The organism is Enterobacter chuandaensis, from assembly GCF_003594915.1.
Classification (GTDB): domain Bacteria; phylum Pseudomonadota; class Gammaproteobacteria; order Enterobacterales; family Enterobacteriaceae; genus Enterobacter; species Enterobacter chuandaensis.
In genome coordinates, this window is sequence record NZ_QZCS01000001.1 from 108,021 (window position 1) to 125,143 (window position 17,123).

General features: G+C 55.6%; 18 protein-coding genes and 2 tRNA genes. 13 read left to right on the forward strand and 7 right to left on the reverse strand.

Annotated elements, in window-relative coordinates; translation table 11 throughout:
* Window positions 1-8: 8 nt before the first annotated feature.
* The 3 genes from D5066_RS00520 to rnt all read left to right on the forward strand — a co-directional run bounded on the left by D5066_RS00520 (window position 9) and on the right by rnt (window position 2,360).
* Window positions 9-1,106, forward strand: coding sequence for an alkene reductase (locus D5066_RS00520; protein WP_119914735.1), 1,098 nt, complete (start codon window positions 9-11; stop codon window positions 1,104-1,106).
* A gap of 100 nt (window positions 1,107-1,206) precedes the next feature.
* Window positions 1,207-1,614, forward strand: a complete 408-nt coding sequence (gene gloA / locus D5066_RS00525) for a lactoylglutathione lyase (protein ID WP_119914736.1) — start codon at window positions 1,207-1,209, stop codon at window positions 1,612-1,614.
* Window positions 1,615-1,709: 95 nt separating this feature from the next.
* Window positions 1,710-2,360 (forward strand): ribonuclease T, encoded by a 651-nt coding sequence (gene rnt, locus D5066_RS00530; protein ID WP_080327327.1) that lies wholly within the window; start codon window positions 1,710-1,712, stop codon window positions 2,358-2,360.
* A gap of 43 nt (window positions 2,361-2,403) precedes the next feature.
* Here rnt and grxD read toward each other — a convergent pair whose 3' ends face one another.
* Window positions 2,404-2,751 carry a monothiol glutaredoxin 4 gene (grxD, locus tag D5066_RS00535; protein WP_003832760.1) on the reverse strand — a complete coding sequence of 116 codons (348 nt, stop codon included), beginning with the start codon at window positions 2,749-2,751 and terminating at the stop codon, window positions 2,404-2,406.
* A gap of 338 nt (window positions 2,752-3,089) precedes the next feature.
* On the opposite strand from grxD, the gene D5066_RS00540 reads away from it, so the two are divergent.
* Both D5066_RS00540 and sodB read left to right on the forward strand, forming a co-directional pair.
* Complete coding sequence (locus D5066_RS00540; RefSeq protein WP_080327328.1) at window positions 3,090-3,863, forward strand: C40 family peptidase; 774 nt, start codon at window positions 3,090-3,092, stop codon at window positions 3,861-3,863.
* A 122-nt stretch (window positions 3,864-3,985) separates the two neighbouring features.
* Window positions 3,986-4,567 (forward strand): superoxide dismutase [Fe], encoded by a 582-nt coding sequence (gene sodB, locus D5066_RS00545; RefSeq protein WP_080327329.1) that lies wholly within the window; start codon window positions 3,986-3,988, stop codon window positions 4,565-4,567.
* Between the two features lie 37 nt (window positions 4,568-4,604).
* On the opposite strand, the gene D5066_RS00550 is transcribed toward sodB, so the two are convergent.
* Window positions 4,605-5,771, reverse strand: coding sequence for an MFS transporter (locus D5066_RS00550; RefSeq protein WP_119914737.1), 1,167 nt, complete (start codon window positions 5,769-5,771; stop codon window positions 4,605-4,607).
* Between the two features lie 162 nt (window positions 5,772-5,933).
* Complete coding sequence (gene cydH / locus D5066_RS00555; RefSeq protein WP_020688313.1) at window positions 5,934-6,023, reverse strand: cytochrome bd-I oxidase subunit CydH; 90 nt, start codon at window positions 6,021-6,023, stop codon at window positions 5,934-5,936.
* 297 nt (window positions 6,024-6,320) lie between these two features.
* On the opposite strand from cydH, the gene purR reads away from it, so the two are divergent.
* Window positions 6,321-7,346, forward strand: coding sequence for an HTH-type transcriptional repressor PurR (gene purR / locus D5066_RS00560; RefSeq protein ID WP_014883552.1), 1,026 nt, complete (start codon window positions 6,321-6,323; stop codon window positions 7,344-7,346).
* A 17-nt stretch (window positions 7,347-7,363) separates the two neighbouring features.
* On the opposite strand, the gene punR is transcribed toward purR, so the two are convergent.
* Window positions 7,364-8,275, reverse strand: coding sequence for a DNA-binding transcriptional activator PunR (gene punR / locus D5066_RS00565; protein WP_119914738.1), 912 nt, complete (start codon window positions 8,273-8,275; stop codon window positions 7,364-7,366).
* A gap of 114 nt (window positions 8,276-8,389) precedes the next feature.
* Here punR and punC point away from each other — a divergent pair, with 114 nt between their 5' ends.
* Window positions 8,390-9,589 carry a purine nucleoside transporter PunC gene (gene punC, locus D5066_RS00570; RefSeq protein ID WP_119914739.1) on the forward strand — a complete coding sequence of 400 codons (1,200 nt, stop codon included), beginning with the start codon at window positions 8,390-8,392 and terminating at the stop codon, window positions 9,587-9,589.
* A gap of 298 nt (window positions 9,590-9,887) precedes the next feature.
* Entirely contained in the window at window positions 9,888-11,036 is a 1,149-nt protein-coding gene (gene cfa / locus D5066_RS00575) for a cyclopropane fatty acyl phospholipid synthase (RefSeq protein ID WP_119914740.1), read from the forward strand.
* Window positions 11,037-11,068: 32 nt separating this feature from the next.
* On the opposite strand, the gene D5066_RS00580 is transcribed toward cfa, so the two are convergent.
* Window positions 11,069-11,710: a riboflavin synthase subunit alpha gene (locus D5066_RS00580; RefSeq protein ID WP_080327334.1), complete on the reverse strand. Its 642-nt coding sequence runs from the start codon at window positions 11,708-11,710 to the stop codon at window positions 11,069-11,071.
* Between the two features lie 225 nt (window positions 11,711-11,935).
* Between D5066_RS00580 and mdtK the strand changes: the two genes are divergently transcribed.
* The 4 genes from mdtK to D5066_RS00600 all read left to right on the forward strand — a co-directional run bounded on the left by mdtK (window position 11,936) and on the right by D5066_RS00600 (window position 15,334).
* A complete protein-coding gene (gene mdtK / locus D5066_RS00585) occupies window positions 11,936-13,309 on the forward strand; it encodes an MdtK family multidrug efflux MATE transporter (RefSeq protein ID WP_080327335.1) in 1,374 nt (457 codons plus the stop codon).
* Window positions 13,310-13,462: 153 nt separating this feature from the next.
* Window positions 13,463-13,539 (forward strand) — tRNA-Val (locus D5066_RS00590).
* A gap of 4 nt (window positions 13,540-13,543) precedes the next feature.
* Window positions 13,544-13,620, forward strand: a tRNA-Val gene (locus tag D5066_RS00595).
* Window positions 13,621-13,738: 118 nt separating this feature from the next.
* Entirely contained in the window at window positions 13,739-15,334 is a 1,596-nt protein-coding gene (locus D5066_RS00600) for an FAD-NAD(P)-binding protein (RefSeq protein WP_119914741.1), read from the forward strand.
* A gap of 28 nt (window positions 15,335-15,362) precedes the next feature.
* Here D5066_RS00600 and D5066_RS00605 read toward each other — a convergent pair whose 3' ends face one another.
* On the reverse strand, window positions 15,363-15,998 hold the full coding sequence (locus D5066_RS00605; RefSeq protein ID WP_080327337.1) for a carbonic anhydrase: 636 nt from the start codon (window positions 15,996-15,998) through the stop codon (window positions 15,363-15,365).
* Between the two features lie 72 nt (window positions 15,999-16,070).
* The gene (locus D5066_RS00610) at window positions 16,071-16,853 is read right to left on the reverse strand and encodes an MBL fold metallo-hydrolase (protein WP_119914742.1); all 783 of its coding nucleotides are present in this window, start codon (window positions 16,851-16,853) and stop codon (window positions 16,071-16,073) included.
* A gap of 125 nt (window positions 16,854-16,978) precedes the next feature.
* Here D5066_RS00610 and D5066_RS00615 point away from each other — a divergent pair, with 125 nt between their 5' ends.
* Entirely contained in the window at window positions 16,979-17,119 is a 141-nt protein-coding gene (locus tag D5066_RS00615) for a hypothetical protein (protein WP_003857665.1), read from the forward strand.
* Window positions 17,120-17,123: the final 4 nt, after the last annotated feature.

Here is a 17,123-nt window from a genome sequence, read left to right on the forward strand (position 1 = left end):
GAGTCTTTATGTCAGCTGAAAAATTATTTACCCCTTTAAAAGTGGGTGCCGTCACCGCGCCAAACCGCGTTTTTATGGCTCCGCTTACCCGTCTGCGCAGTATTGAGCCGGGTGACATCCCAACCCCACTGATGGGTGAATACTATCGTCAGCGCGCAAGTTCTGGCCTGATTATCACCGAAGCCACGCAGATCTCTGCTCAGGCCAAGGGATATGCGGGTGCGCCGGGTCTCCATAGCCCGGAGCAGATCGCCGCATGGCAGAAAATCACCGCGGGCGTTCACGCGGAAGAGGGTCGCATTGCGGTCCAGCTGTGGCATACCGGTCGTATCTCTCACAGCAGCATCCAGCCTGGCGGTCAGGCGCCAGTTTCAGCGTCTGCCCTGAACGCGAACACCCGCACCTCGCTGCGCGATGAAAACGGTCATGCGATCCGCGTCGATACCAGCACGCCACGCGCGCTGGGGCTGGACGAGATCCCGGGTATCGTAAACGACTTCCGCCAGGCCGTTGCTAACGCCCGTGAAGCCGGTTTCGACCTGATTGAGCTGCACTCCGCCCATGGCTACCTGCTGCACCAGTTCCTGTCACCGTCCTCTAACCATCGTACCGACCAGTACGGCGGCAGCGTCGAAAACCGCGCTCGCCTGGTGCTGGAAGTGGTTGACGCCGTATGCCAGGAGTGGAGCCCGGACCGTATCGGTATCCGCGTCTCCCCAATCGGTACGTTCCAGAACGTCGACAACGGTCCGAATGAAGAAGCGGACGCGCTGTATCTGATTGAAGAGCTGGCGAAACGCGGCATTGCCTATCTGCACATGTCCGAACCGGACTGGGCAGGCGGTAAGCCTTATACGGAAGCCTTCCGTCAGAAAGTGCGCGAGCGCTTCCACGGGGTGATCATCGGTGCGGGTGCTTATACGCCGGAGAAAGCCGAAGACCTGATTAATAAAGGGCTGATCGACGCCGTGGCGTTTGGCCGCGACTATATCGCTAACCCGGATCTGGTTGCGCGTCTGCAGCAGAAAGCGGCTCTGAACCCGCAGCGTCCTGAGAGCTTCTACGGCGGCGGCGCGGAAGGCTACACCGACTACCCTTCTCTGTAATCTCGCCATTGTTCATTGATAGCGGCGGCACTTCGCCGCTATACTAAAACATCGTTTCTGTTCAAAAAGATACTCTACTCCATTGGTTAATGAGGAAATTATGCGCCTACTTCACACCATGCTGCGCGTTGGCGACCTGCAACGTTCTATCGATTTCTACACTAACGTCCTGGGCATGAAGCTGCTGCGCACCAGCGAAAACCCGGAATACAAATACTCGCTGGCGTTCGTGGGTTACGGCCCGGAAGCGGACGAAGCGGTTATCGAGCTGACCTACAACTGGGGCGTGGACAGCTATGAGCTGGGCACGGCTTACGGCCATATCGCGCTGGAAGTGGACAACGCTGCCGAAGCGTGTGAACGCATTCGCAGCAACGGCGGTAACGTCACGCGCGAAGCGGGCCCGGTAAAAGGCGGCACCACCGTAATTGCGTTTGTGGAAGATCCGGACGGATATAAAATCGAGCTGATTGAAGCCAAAGACGCCGGTCGCGGTCTGGGCAACTGATCCCGCAGGGCGCAATATGCGCCCGTAGTTTTACTGCATCACCCTGCAAAATTTGCCATAATGTGCACTGCTTTTTCCCCTTGTAAGAGACCCTGATGTCCGATAACGCTCAATTTAGCGGTCTTTGCGACCGTTTTCGTGGTTTTTATCCCGTTGTCATTGATGTAGAAACAGCCGGATTCAACGCTAAAACCGATGCGCTGCTCGAAATTGCCGCCATCACGCTGAAGATGGATGAACAGGGCTGGCTTACACCGGACACCACGCTGCATTTCCACGTTGAACCTTTCGAAGGGGCAAACTTACAGCCGGAAGCGCTGGCGTTTAACGGTATCGATCCGCATAACCCGCTGCGTGGTGCAGTCAGTGAGTATGATGCGCTGCACGCCATTTTTAAAATGGTGCGTAAAGGCATGAAAGAGAGCAACTGCAGCCGCGCCATCATGGTGGCCCATAACGCCACGTTCGATCACAGCTTTACCATGGCCGCCGCCGAGCGTGCCGCGCTTAAGCGCAACCCTTTCCACCCGTTCGTGACCTTTGACACCGCCGCGCTAAGCGGCCTGGCGCTGGGACAAACGGTTTTATCCAAAGCCTGCATTACGGCGGGTATACCGTTTGACGGTACCCAGGCGCACTCTGCACTGTATGACACGGAGCGCACCGCTGAGCTGTTCTGTGAGATCGTCAACCGCTGGAAGCGTCTGGGCGGCTGGCCGCTGCCGATGGGCGAAAGTGAAGAATAAAAAAAGCGACCTCTTCAGGTCGCTTTTTTATTAACGCAGATAATTACTCTGCGTCCGGCTCTTCCGTTTTGTACTTCGCAGCCGTTTCTTTAATCAGCTGCTGCAGTTCGCCGCGCTGATACATCTCAATCAGGATATCGCAGCCGCCCACCAGCTCGCCGTCTACCCACAGCTGTGGGAAGGTCGGCCAGTTAGCGTATTTTGGCAGCTCAGCGCGGATGTCCGGGTTCTGCAGGATATCAACGTAAGCAAAACGCTCACCACAGGCTGACAGCGCCTGAACCGCTTGCGCGGAGAAGCCGCAGCTTGGCAGCTTCGGAGAACCTTTCATATACAGCAGAATTGGGTTTTCAGCGATCTGGCGCTGGATTTTTTCAATAGTGGTGCTCATGTCTTGCTTCCTTTAACTTCTGTTACGGCAGTAGTCTGACATTGTAGCGGGTCAGGCTGGCATCGGAAAATAACATTTTCATCACGTTTATATATTTTACCCCGACTCCACAAAAGTTGCATTGCAAATGACGTTTACCCCGTCGCTCGTCAGGGTTTTGCTTAGGGAGTGAACAATTGTGCGACAGAACGATGAATTTTTTTGCACTTGCTAACGAAACACGTTTTTAGATTGAAAAATGCTATTAACTTCTCGGGTTTTTATGGATTAGAATCGACGGGCTTTGTAAATCATACGCGGGCATTATTGATGGCCTGCAATTATCAGGGGACTGCCCAGTGGCGCGGATAAATAAAATCTCGATCACGCTCTGTGCTTTACTGTTTACATCACTCTCTTTCACGCCAGCGGCAAACGCCTCTCAGCAGGCGCGGCATTCTGCTGTGCAAAAAAGCCATCTGGTGAAAGCCACAGAGCGTAAGAAAAAGACCAGCAGCAAGAACGACAAGAAAAAAACCACCGCTCAGACGAAACAAACCGCTTCCAGCAAAACGAAAACCAAACCTTCCCGCACAGCCCGCACCGCAAAAAATAAAGCTTCGCAGACCGCCGCTAACCTCGTTACTGAAAAATGCATCGCGCGTAAAGGCCATAAAGCAAAATGCACGAAAGTGACGAAACTGGCAGACGTGCATAAAGTTCGCGTGCAGAAAGCGCAAAAAACGGCGATGAACAAGCTGATGGGACAAATTGGCAAACCTTATCGCTGGGGCGGCAGTTCACCGCGTACCGGTTTCGACTGCAGCGGCCTCGTCTATTATGCCTATAAAGATCTGGTTAAGTTCCGCATTCCACGCACCGCCAATGAGATGTACCACCTGCGCGATGCGTCACCGGTTAACCGGGGTGAGCTGGAAAATGGCGATCTGGTCTTCTTCCGCACCCAGGGTCGCGGCACGGCTGACCACGTGGGCGTCTATGTCGGCAACGGGAAATTCATTCAGTCTCCACGCAGCGGTCAGGATATTCAGATCACCTCTCTCAGTGAAGACTACTGGGTACGTCACTACGTTGGCGCGCGTCGCGTCATGACGCCAAAAACCATTCGTTGATCCCTGCCCTGCCGCACCTGCGGCAGGGTAAGTTCCTCTTTTGCATACCCTTTCAATTTGCTATCCTGTCCTTGTTGTCTGTAGGGTTATTGGCAACACAAAATACAATAAGGAGAGAAGCAATGTCGTTCGAATTACCTGCACTACCGTATGCAAAAGACGCCCTGGCACCGCACATTTCTGCGGAAACCCTGGAATATCACTACGGCAAGCATCATCAGACGTACGTCACCAACCTGAACAACCTGATCAAGGGCACCGGTTTCGAAGGCAAAACGCTGGAAGAGATCGTCCGCAGTTCAGAGGGGGGTGTCTTTAACAACGCCGCTCAGGTGTGGAACCACACCTTCTACTGGCACTGCCTGGCACCAAACGCCGGTGGCGAACCTGCCGGTGAACTGGCAACCGCCATCAACGCTGCATTTGGCAGCTTTGCGGAGTTTAAAGCGAAGTTTACCGATGCAGCCATCAAGAACTTCGGTTCTGGCTGGACGTGGCTGGTCAAAGAGGCGGATGGCAAACTGGCTATCGTATCCACCTCTAACGCAGGCACCCCGCTGACCACCAGCGCTACGCCGCTGATGACCGTGGACGTATGGGAACACGCTTACTACATTGATTACCGCAACGCGCGCCCGAACTACCTGGAGCACTTCTGGGCACTGGTAAACTGGGAGTTTGTGGCGAAGAATTTCGCCGCGTAAGAGACACGCAGAAGGGTTCGCCCTTCTGCGTTTTTGCTTATTCAGCCGTGCAAACCGCTTCTGGCTGTTTACGACCGGACATCATCACCAGCAGCAGGCCGAGCGCGGCAATAATCGCCCCCATCACCGGCACAAAACTGTATCCCAGACCACCTGAAATTACGGCTCCCCCGGCGGCAGCGCCCAACGCATTGCCGAGATTGAACGCCCCGATATTCACGGAAGATGAGAGCCCAGGCGCCTCATGGGCGACGCGCATCACACGCATCTGCAGCGGTGGAACCACGGCGAAGGTAGCTGCGCCCCAGACGACCATCGCAATCGCCGCGCCGAATTCATTACGCGCCAGCCACGGAATCGCAATCATGATGACAATCAGCAGGGTTAAAAAGCCTTTCAGTGTCCCGCTCACGGAACGGTCGGCAAATTTCCCGCCGAGATAGTTGCCAATTGAGAAGCCGACGCCAATCAGCACCAGCATCGCGGTAACGAAGAGAGGCGTTGCGTGGGTGATATCGTGCAGCACCGGTGAAATATAGGTGTAGAGGGTAAACATCGCCCCTGCCCCCAGCACCGTGGTGAGCAGCGCGGAGAGCACCTGCGGACGCATCAGGACCGCCAGCTCGTTACGCACTTCCGGACGTTCGCCGGCGCTGCCTTTCGGCAGAGAGAAGAACAACGCCACCATCGCGATCACGCCCAGCCCGGCTGTCGCCAGGAAGGACATCCGCCAGCCAATCGCTTCGCCCAGCCAGGTTGCCGCCGGTACGCCGCCGATGTTGGCAATCGTCAGCCCCATAAACATGGTCGCCACGGCGCTTGCCTGCTTGTGTTTTGGCACCACGCTTGCGGCCACGACCGACCCCAGCCCGAAGAACGCGCCGTGGTTAAGGCTGGTCAGAATGCGCGACAGCATCAGGGTGGTGTAGTCCGGCGAAATGGCCGAAAGCACGTTGCCCAGGGTAAAAATCGCCATCAGGAAAATCAGCGCATTGCGGCGCGCGCGGTGCGAAAGCAGAAGCGTCATCAGCGGCGCGCCCACCATCACGCCGATGGCGTAGGCGCTGATTAACATCCCGGCGGCCGGGATCGAGACGTCCACGCCCCGGGCGATAACAGGCAGTAACCCCATCGGGGAGAATTCAGTGGTGCCAATCCCAAAAGCGCCAATCGCCAGGGCCAGCTGGGGAAAATTGATTTTCATGCGTCAACTCCGGATGCCGTGTCATGTGGTGACACAGAACAAAGAAGCGGAAAGCATGACATCAATCACAAAAAATGAGAAGTTAACAAAATGGCAAAAGATTTTTGCCCGAGAAGTAACAATCAGGAGATCGGAAGGGAGAAGGCTCTCCCCCCGCGTAAATCAGTGCAGCGCAGCCGTCAGGCCAGCCGCGACAATCAGAGCCAGCACAATAACGGTGGTGAACAGCGAAAACTTCAGATCGGAACTCATCAATTTTTCTCCTTTTAATCCCCCCACGAAAAGTGAGCTTGCTCATTTTTGCATAGTTTAGCTCAAAAATCTTCCTGGATTTAAGCTGATAAACACTTTAGCTCTTCCCCTTTTCATCAAGATAGGCCAAAATTCCACGCTAAATTTATTAGCGTACCGGCCATTGACCCCCTCCTGACGTCCCGTGTCGTTTTCCTGGCGTACCGCAATCCAAAATTGCGCGATAAGGGTGAGAGAAGGCAAACGTTTACCTTCAAGTTTTTCAGGAGTTTAGGATATGGTCTGGAGTGACATTTAATGGCAACAATTAAAGACGTAGCAAAACGCGCAAACGTTTCCACTACAACCGTATCACATGTAATTAACAAAACCCGCTTTGTGGCGGAAGAGACGCGCAACGCCGTCTGGGCAGCGATCAAAGAATTGCACTACTCACCGAGTGCGGTTGCGCGTAGCCTCAAGGTTAATCACACCAAGTCTATTGGTCTGCTGGCAACCAGCAGCGAAGCGGCCTATTTTGCCGAGATCATTGAAGCGGTAGAGAAAAACTGCTTCCAGAAAGGCTATACCCTGATTCTGGGCAACGCGTGGAACAGTATTGAAAAACAGCGTGCCTATCTGTCGATGATGGCGCAAAAGCGCGTGGATGGCCTGCTGGTAATGTGCTCCGAGTACCCGGAATCCGTGCTGTCGATGCTGGAAGAATATCGCCATATCCCTATGGTGGTGATGGACTGGGGCGAAGCGCGCGCCGACTTCACCGACTCCGTCATCGATAACGCCTTCGAAGGCGGTTACATGGCGGGCCGTTATCTGATCGAACGCGGCCACCGCGAGATTGGCGTGATCCCGGGTCCGCTGGAGCGCAACACCGGCGCGGGCCGCCTGGCCGGTTTTATGAAAGCGATGGAAGAAGCGCTGATTACCGTGCCGGAAAACTGGATCGTGCAGGGCGACTTTGAGCCGGAATCAGGCTACCGCGCGATGCAGCAGATCGTCTCCCAGCAGCACCGCCCGACCGCCGTTTTCTGCGGGGGCGACATCATGGCCATGGGTGCACTCTGCGCCGCCGACGAGCTTGGCCTGCGCGTCCCGCAGGACATCTCCGTGATCGGCTATGACAACGTGCGCAACGCGCGCTTCTTCACGCCAGCGCTGACCACCATTCACCAGCCGAAAGATTCGCTGGGTGAAACGGCCTTCAATATGCTGCTGGACAGGATCGTCAACAAGCGTGAAGAGTCGCAGTCCATTGAAGTTCATCCACGCCTCATTGAGCGCCGCTCCGTTGCGGATGGTCCATTCCGCGACTACCGTCGTTAATCTTCTTACGGGGCCAGTCACTCTGGCTCCCGTAACCATTCCCGGTTAAGCGTTTCGCTGTCACCCAGATAATCCAGCAGCCAGGCCATGGCGGGCGAGACATCATTTTGTTGCCAGGTGAGACAGCAGGCCGCATCCGGGAACGGGTTCTCCAGCGTTAGCTCTACCCACTCTCCGGTGTCGATTCGCGGACGCGCAAAATGGGCGGGCACCATGCCTACGCAGAGTCCGGCACTGAGGCACGTCGCCGACGATCCCCAGTCAGGGGCGACAACCCGCCGCTGGTTGTCCAGCAGCCAGGTAATTCGCTTCGGCAGTGAACGGGAGGTATCCTCCAGCACCAGCGACGGCCAGCTGCGCAGGGTATCGTCGCTCAGCGGCCCTTCCGTCGCCGCCAGGGGATGATCGCTCGCCACCACGCATTTCCAGCTCAGCATCCCCATATCGCGAAAGGCGTAACGTCCCCCGACGGGGATCGCCTGGGTTGCGCCAATCGCCATCTCTACCCTGCCGTCCGCCAGCGCATCCCAGACGCCGTTGAACACCTCCTGCGAAACCCGCAGTTCAACGTCAGAAAAATGCCGATAAAAATCGACAATCATCTGCCGGGTGCGCTCGGGCTTAACGATGTTATCCACCGCAATGGAAAGGTGTCCCCGCCAGCCGTTCGCGATCTGCTGACACTGCTCGCGGGTGATCTGCATTTTTTTGATAACAGAACGCCCTTCCTTTAAAAACCACGCGCCTGCGGGCGTTAATTCCACATCACGATGCCGCCGTTCAAACAGCGGAACCGCCAGCCATTCTTCAAGCTGACGTACCGTATAGCTGATAGCCGAAGGGACGCGGTGCAACTCCTGCGCCGCAGCGCTAAAGCTGCCGTTACGCGCGACAGCATCGACCACTTCAAGAGAATAATCTGACCACATTTTCTGCCTGCAAAAAATTTGAATGCACCCGCCAAATATTAGCGTTTCACAAGCGGCTTTGCACTCCCTACACTCAGCGCCAATGTATACCTGCCTCCTCAGGAGAATAAAACAGTGCAACCCAGGAAAGGTTTTTTAGTCTGGCTCGGCGGCTTAAGCGTGCTGGGCTTTTTGGCCACCGATATGTACCTGCCGGCCTTCGCCGCCATGCAGGAAGATTTGCAAACCCCTGCAGCCGCCATCAGCGCCAGCCTGAGTTTGTTCCTCGCCGGTTTTGCTTTCGCACAGCTGCTCTGGGGACCGCTCTCGGATCGTTTTGGTCGTAAACCGGTATTGCTGCTGGGGCTGGCTATTTTTGCCGTTGGCTGTCTGGGAATGTTATGGGTGCGCGATGCCACCTGGCTGCTGGTGCTGCGGTTTGTTCAGGCGGTCGGCGTCTGTGCCGCTGCCGTGACCTGGCAGGCGCTGGTCACCGACTACTACCCGGCGAACCGCACAAACCGTATTTTCGCCACCATTATGCCGCTGGTGGGTCTCTCTCCTGCCCTCGCCCCGCTGTTGGGCAGCTGGATCCTCGCGCACTTTGACTGGCAGGCTATCTTTGCCACGCTGTTTGCCATCACGCTGGTGCTGATGCTGCCGGCGTTCGCCCTCAAGCCAGCGCATAAAAAAGAGTCGCATGCTGACGCGAAGCCGATTACCTTCACCTCCCTGCTGAGCGCAAAAGCGTATCGCGGCAACGTACTGATTTATGCCGCCTGCTCGGCGAGCTTCTTCGCGTGGCTGACGGGTTCGCCCTTTATTCTGCACGATATGGGCTACAGCCCGGCGGCCATTGGCCTGAGCTACGTTCCGCAGACCATCGCGTTCCTGGTGGGCGGTTACGGCTGTCGCGCGGCACTGCAAAAATGGGAAGGTCAGCAGATGCTGCCGTGGCTGCTGGTGCTCTATGCGCTGAGCGTCATCGGCACCTGGGCCGTTGGCTTTATTCCGGGCGCGGGTCTTGCCGAAATATTGATTCCATTCTGCGTGATGGCCATCGCGAACGGGGCGATCTACCCTATCGTTGTGGCGCAGGCGCTGCGTCCGTTCCCGCAGGCGACAGGCCGCGCGGCTGCGCTGCAGAACACCCTGCAACTGGGGCTGTGCTTCCTGGCAAGCCTGGTGGTCTCCGCACTGATTGCCACGCCGCTGCTGACAACAACCAGCGTGATGCTGGTTACCGTCGCGCTGGCGGCGTTGGGTTATCGCATGCAGGCCTCCGCACAGCGCGTACAGGATGAGAGCACGCAGGTGAAAACCTCGCATGCCTAATCGCGCCAGAAACTATGTTAATTTCCAGTGATTAGGTTGCTAAGAATTTTCTATTGAATCACCAAATTTTGAGGCCTATACTAAATTTGGTTCGATTAAATACGATAAATATTAAGTGTTAACGGGAGCCGGAGTGCTCCCGTTTTACCATGGAAGGCATTTCGGCAAGGGTTATCTCCCTTCCTCTGTTCTACGTCGGATACTAGCCTCGCGGTGTTTACCGTGAGATTTCTCACAAACCAAAAAAAGCGTCTACGCTGTTTTAAGGTTCTGATCACAGTAGGGTGATGGAGAAGCTATGAGTTCATCGTGTATAGAAGAAGTCAGCGTTCCGGACGATAACTGGTCCCGGATCGTCAGTGAACTGTTAGGTCGAGCAGGCATCACTATCAACGGATCATCCCCATCCGATCCTCAGGTTAAACATCCCGACTTTTTTAAACGCGTATTGCGCGAGGGGTCGTTAGGCCTGGGAGAAAGCTATATGGACGGCTGGTGGGAGTGCGAGCGGCTGGATATCTTTTTCGCCAGCGTGCTGCGTGCCGGTCTGGAAAAACAACTCCCTCGAAATCTCAAAGACACCCTGCGTGTCGCCTCTGCCCGACTATTTAACCTGCAAAGTAAAAAACGTGCCTGGATCGTCGGCAAAGAGCATTACGATCTTGGCAACGATCTGTTCAGCCGCATGCTGGACCCTTTCATGCAATACTCCTGCGCTTACTGGAAAGAGGCGTCGACGCTTGAAGAGGCTCAGCAGGCCAAACTGCGCCTGATCAGCGAGAAACTGCAGCTGCAGCCCGGTATGCGCGTGCTGGATATCGGCTGCGGCTGGGGCGGGCTGGCGTATTTTATGGCGAAGCACTACGGCGTCAGCGTGGTCGGCGTCACGATCTCCGCCGAGCAACAAAAAATGGCGCAGGAGCGCTGCCGGGGGCTGGATGTGGATATCCGCCTGCAGGATTACCGTGACCTGAACGAACAGTTTGACCGCATCGTTTCCGTCGGCATGTTCGAGCACGTCGGGCCGAAAAACTACGACACCTATTTCGAGGTGGTGGACCGTAATCTGAAACCAGACGGCATCTTCCTGCTGCACACCATCGGCTCTAAGCGGACCGACAATAACGTTGACCCGTGGATCAACAAATACATCTTTCCGAATGGCTGTTTACCGTCCGTACGCCAGATTGCCAACGCCAGCGAACCCCATTTCGTGATGGAAGACTGGCATAACTTCGGCGCGGATTACGACACAACGTTAATGGCGTGGCATGCACGTTTTCAGGAAGCCTGGCCTGACATTGCCGACAACTATTCTGAACGATTCAAGCGGATGTTTAGCTATTATCTGAATGCCTGCGCGGGGGCGTTTCGCGCGCGCGATATTCAGCTCTGGCAGGTTGTTTTTAGCCGTGGGATTGAACACGGATTACGTGTCGCCCGCTAAAAAAATAACCCCGGTTAGCCGGGGTTATTTTTTTATTCTTCTTCTGCGGCTTTAATTATTGCCGCCTCTTTGGCCGCCAGCACGCGCTCAACGGTATCAACGACCGCCTGGGTTTGCGGATCGATTTCGATATTCACGCGATGTCCCAGTTTTTTCGTCCCCAGCGTGGTGCGCTGCAGCGTTTCGGGAATTAAATGCACGCAAAAACGCGTCGGGGTCACTTCTCCCACCGTCAGGCTAATCCCGTCAATGCCAATAAATCCTTTGTAGAGGATGTATTTCATTAATGCCGGATCCTGCACTTTAAACCAGATTTGGCGGTTATTTTCCGAGGTGACGATTTTCGCCACTTCGGCGGTGGTCATAATGTGCCCGGACATCAGATGGCCGCCAATCTCGTCGCTGAACTTCGCCGCGCGCTCAACGTTGACGGTATCCCCGACCACCAGCTCGCCCAGGTTAGTGATGCGCAGGGTCTCTTTCATTAAATCAAAGCTAATCTGGTTGCCATTAATTTCGGTTACCGTCAGGCAGCAGCCGTTATGGGCAATTGAGGCGCCGGTTTCGATGCCATCGAGCATATATTCCGGCAGCTCAACCACGTGAGTACGGAAATTAGGTTTTTCATCAATGGACACCACTTTGGCGGTGCCCTGCACAATACCAGTAAACATGCTTACAACTCCTGTTTTTTCCGGACGGTGATGACACCGTTTAATCCCACCACAATATCAGTTGGAAAAACAGGTTGCCAGCGGAGCGCATTTTCTGGCGATTTTTTCACTAGATAAATAGCTAAAGCCCGCTACAATAGCTGGCACCCCCCTGCATTTTCTTCTTGCTGCCAGTTACGGCGGCTTTTTTAGTCTCTCAAATAACTACAAAATAAAGGTGTTCACGTGCAGAAGTACATGAATGAAGCGCGCCAGCTATTGGCACTGGCAATACCAGTGATCGTCGCGCAAGTGGCCCAGACCGCAATGGGATTTGTGGATACGGTAATGGCGGGTGGCTACAGCGCCACCGATATGGCGGCCGTTGCCATCGGCACGTCAATCTGGCTTCCGGCCATCCTGTTCGGCCATGGTCTGCTGCTCGCACTCACGCCGGTTATCGCTCAACTCAATGGCTCCGGGCGACGCGAACGCATTGCCCATCAGGTCCGTCAGGGCTTCTGGCTGGCCGGGTTTGTCTCCGTGCTGATCATGGTCGTGCTCTGGAACGCAGGTCATATCATCCGCGCCATGCACAATATTGATCCGGCGCTGGCGGACAAAGCCGTCGGCTACCTGCGCGCCCTGCTCTGGGGTGCGCCCGGCTACCTCTTTTTCCAGGTGGCGCGTAACCAGTGTGAGGGTCTGGCGAAAACCAAGCCCGGCATGGTGATGGGCTTTATCGGCCTGCTGGTTAATATTCCGGTGAACTACATCTTTATTTACGGTCATTTCGGGATGCCGGAGCTGGGCGGCGTCGGCTGCGGCGTGGCGACGGCGGCCGTTTACTGGGTGATGTTCTTCTCGATGATCACCTTTGTAAAACGCGCCCGTTCAATGCGCGATATTCGCAACGAGAACAGATTCAGCACGCCGGACTGGAGCATCATGACGCGCCTGGTGCAGCTAGGCTTGCCGATTGCGCTGGCCCTGTTCTTTGAAGTGACGCTCTTTGCCGTGGTCGCCCTGCTGGTCTCCCCGCTGGGGATTGTTAACGTGGCCGGGCACCAGATTGCGCTTAACTTCAGCTCCCTGATGTTCGTCCTGCCGATGTCGCTCGCGGCGGCGGTGACGATTCGCGTTGGCTTCCGCCTGGGACAGGGTTCAACGCTGGATGCGCAAACAGCCGCGCGGACCGGGCTGGGCGTGGGTGTCTGCATGGCCATCTGTACGGCGCTCTTCACCGTGGCGCTGCGTGAGCAGATCGCCCTGCTCTACAACGACAATCCTGAAGTGGTGATGCTGGCCTCGCACCTGATGCTGCTGGCTGCCATTTATCAGATCTCCGACTCCATTCAGGTGATTGGCAGCGGCGTGCTGCGAGGATATAAAGACACACGCTCTATCTTCTTTATCACCTTTATCGCCTACTGGGTGCTGGGTCTGCCAGCAGGCTACGTTCTGGCGCTGACCGATCTGGTGGTTGACCGCATGGGTCCGGCAGGGTTCTGGATGGGCTTTATCATCGGCCTGACGTCGGCGGCGATCATGATGATGCTGCGCATGCGCTTCCTGCAGCGCCAGCCATCAGCGGTGATTTTGCAGCGCGCCGCACGTTAAATACGCAGTAACCGCCGTCTGGCGGCTACTTTCTCCTCACTTTGCGCGGTAATGAAGCAATCGCGTGAAATCAGAGAGAAAAATGCGTTTTCCCTCTTGCCTCCTTGATGCTGTGCCGCTAATATTCGTCCCCGTTGTCACCGACAACACGTTGCGTTCATAGCTCAGTTGGTTAGAGCACCACCTTGACATGGTGGGGGTCGTTGGTTCGAGTCCAATTGAACGCACCATTCTGCGTCCGTAGCTCAGTTGGTTAGAGCACCACCTTGACATGGTGGGGGTCGGTGGTTCGAGTCCACTCGGACGCACCATTTCAGTCCTGAAATGGTGCAAATCCTCTTCTGATATCCTGAATTCTCCTAATCCCTTATTTTCATCATTATTCTCCTGCTACGCTTTTCTTATGGAAAAAAAACAGGAAGACCGTCGATGAAGAGAATCGCGATTATTGGCTCCGGCCCCACAGGGATTTACACCTTTTATCATCTCCTTAAAAACAGCACACCGCTCTCTGTTTCCATCTTTGAACAAGCCGCTGAAGCTGGCGTGGGCATGCCCTATAACGACGACGATAATTCTCGCCTGATGCTGGCGAATATCGCGAGCATTGAAATCCCGCCCATTTTTATGACCTACCTCGACTGGCTCAGGCAACAGAGTGACGCTCATCTGGCGCGCTTTAAGGTTGATAAAGCCCGCCTGCATGACCGGCAGTTCCTGCCGAGGCTCCTGTTGGGAGAGTATTTCCGCGACAGCTTTCTTTCCGTCGTAAAAGAGGCAAAAAAGCTGGGGTTCAGGGTTGATGTCCATGAGTCTGCAAAAGTCACTGACATCATCCCCGCGACAACCGGCGTTACGCTGTCCGTCAACGACACCACCTTGCCCGACCAATTCGACCTGGCGGTTATCGCTACCGGTCACGTCTGGCCGGAGGAGGAGGAAGCCACGCGCACATTCTTCCCCAGCCCGTGGTCGGGGTTGATGGACGCCAGCATTCCGCCATGCCGCGTTGGTATCATGGGGACATCGCTGAGCGGGCTGGACGCGGCTATGGCGGTGGTGATGCAGCACGGTGAGTTTCGTGACGGTAAATTCATCCTCGACAAGGGCAGCGAAGGGTTAAACATTACGCTGATGTCCCGGACGGGCATTCTGCCTGAGGCCGATTTTTACTGCCCTATTCCTTACGAGCCGCTGTCGGTATTGACCGAATTCACGGTTGAAACCGAGATCGCCAAAGGGGTCGATGGCCTGCTCGACCGCATATTTTCCCTGATGGTGAAAGAGCTTGAGCTCGCCGACCCGGCGTGGTGCGAGAAAATTGCGCTGCGCAACCATAATGCCGACAGCCTCCGCGATGCCTGGTTTGAGGATCGTAAACTGCACGGTCCGTTTACCTGGGCGGAAGAGAACCTTATCGAGGTTGAACGCAACAAACGCGAACGGCGCACCGTGGCCTGGCGCTATGCCGTCCTCCGACTGCATGAGGTGGTTCAGGAGATTGTGCCCCACCTCAACGAAGAGGACAGGGAGCGCTTTAAGCAGGGCCTCGCCCGCGTGTTTATCGACAACTATGCGGCCATCCCGCCGCAGTCTATTCGCAGGCTGCTTGCGCTTCGCGAGGCGGGCATCATTAGCGTAGCGGCGCTCGGTGATGATTACACGCTTGATGCCGGCAGCGATCGGACGGTCATTACCACCAAAGAGACCGTTTACCGTTTCGACGTATTTATTGATGCGCGCGGACAAAAGCCGCTCAAAACAAAGGATTTGCCTTTCCCTACGCTGCGTAAACAGCTGTTGGAAACGGGCGACGAGATACCCGACGTTGGCGAGGATTACACGCTAAAAGCGCCTGAAACCGTTCGCGGGCGCATTGCATTCGGTGCGATACCGTGGCTGATGCACGATCGTCCCTTCGTTCAGGGGCTGGCGGAATGTGCTGAGATTGCAGAGGCGATGGCGAAAGCGGCTGAACAATCCGCTTCGGGTTCACGACGGCGATTACCATACGTGGAGAACTGACAGGGCTTCCATGCCCTGAAAAGCGATATTACTCGAAGAAGACTTCCGGATTTTCAGACAGGGAAACGAAAGTTTTCGTCGCTTTATCCAGCGCACGGATTTCGCCGCTTTCAATGTCGTACACCCAGCCGTGCAGTCGGATAGAGTTGTTGCGCAGGCCCACCGCGACGGACGGGTGGGTCTTAATGTTGCTCAGCTGGGCAAACACGTTTTCCTGCACCATCGCATTGACTTTGTCGATCGGCTTGTCCCAGGCTTTCTTCTCCACCACGGCTTTCGCCGCGTCGGAATAGCGCAGCCAGTGGGAGACGGCAGGCATCGGCTCCAGGTTGGCGTTATCGGCAATCGCCTTCATCGCGCCACAGTTGGAGTGACCGCAGATCACGATATCCGTCACGCCCAGCGCTACCACCGCGTACTCGATAGTTGCAGATACGCCGCCCGGCTCCGGTCCGAAAGGCGGGACAATGTTGCCAGCATTACGAATGACAAAGAGCTGTCCCGGCTCTTGCTGGGTAACCAGTTCAGGGACCAGGCGGCTGTCGGAGCAGGAGATGAACAGCGCTTTGGGATTCTGGCTGGACGCTAAACTGCGAAAGAGCTCTTTACGTTGCGGGAAAATCTCTTTTTGAAAGCTGAGAAAACCTTCAATGATATGTTGCATAGCAATTTCTCTTTTATCTGTTTTAGTTTAGGTATGATCGCGATCACACTTGTAAAGTTTACCCACCGTACTTTACCTGAGACAAGCAATATATTTCTGGCCCGACCGCTGGACGATGTCGTCGGCGTTCGCCGAAATAGTCTGCCCTTCAAACGCCCCGTAAAGACGGGCGAACGCTTTCCCTTTCAGACGCCGGGTGACGTCCTCAACCGTACGGGCTGGCAGAGGGAGCATATTCGGGTAACTCCACATAAACGACACCGCATCTTTCCCCGGGGTGACCTGCAGGATATCACCCGCCAGTAAAACGCCCTCACCCTCCTGCCAGTGCAGCACCGTCCCGCCCGCAAAATGGCCGCCGAGACGCAGCAAGGTGACGGACGGCCAAATCTCCAGCGCCTCTCCCTCCCAGAAATGAATTGCCGGGCTGTCACGCATCACCCACTCGCGGTCACTGGCGTGCAGATAGATCGGTGCATCGAAAGCCGCGGCCCACTCCTGCATCGTGGTGTAATAGTGCGGATGTGAAATCGCAATGGCGCTTAGGCCACCGAGCGCGGAGACGAGCGTTTCGGTTGTCGGGTCAAGGTTGGCGATGCAATCCCAGAGAATGTTGCCGTGCGGGGTGCGCAGGAGCAGCGCCCGCTGGTTAATCGCAAAAGCGGGCACCGTTTTGATACTGAACAGCGCGGGCTCCAGCAACTGCCATTTATTGTCGTGCGTGGCCGTTACCGTCGCGTACTCAATCCACGCCTGGCCGCTGGCCGGGACGTACTGGCGTTCATCCTCGCAAATCGGACATCTTTCGGGCTTTCCATCATAGGCGGTTCCGCAGGTTTTACAGAGGGTAATCATGAGCGCTCCTCAGCCATAAAGCACTGAGTATGGCAGGGATTATCCTTATGTGCTGCGAGGTACATTACCGGCGTTTTTTACCCTATACTGTGCCAGTATCAAAAACTGAACATAGCAGGTGCCACATGGAAATTGATCTCGATAACTTGGTTTTTAACGGACTGGATGAAGCGGAAGAGCGTAACGCGGAACGTCTGGACGACGCGGATAAAAAAGCGCAGGCGATCGTTGCCGATGATGACTGCGGTGATGCCTGCAAAATTTGATAAA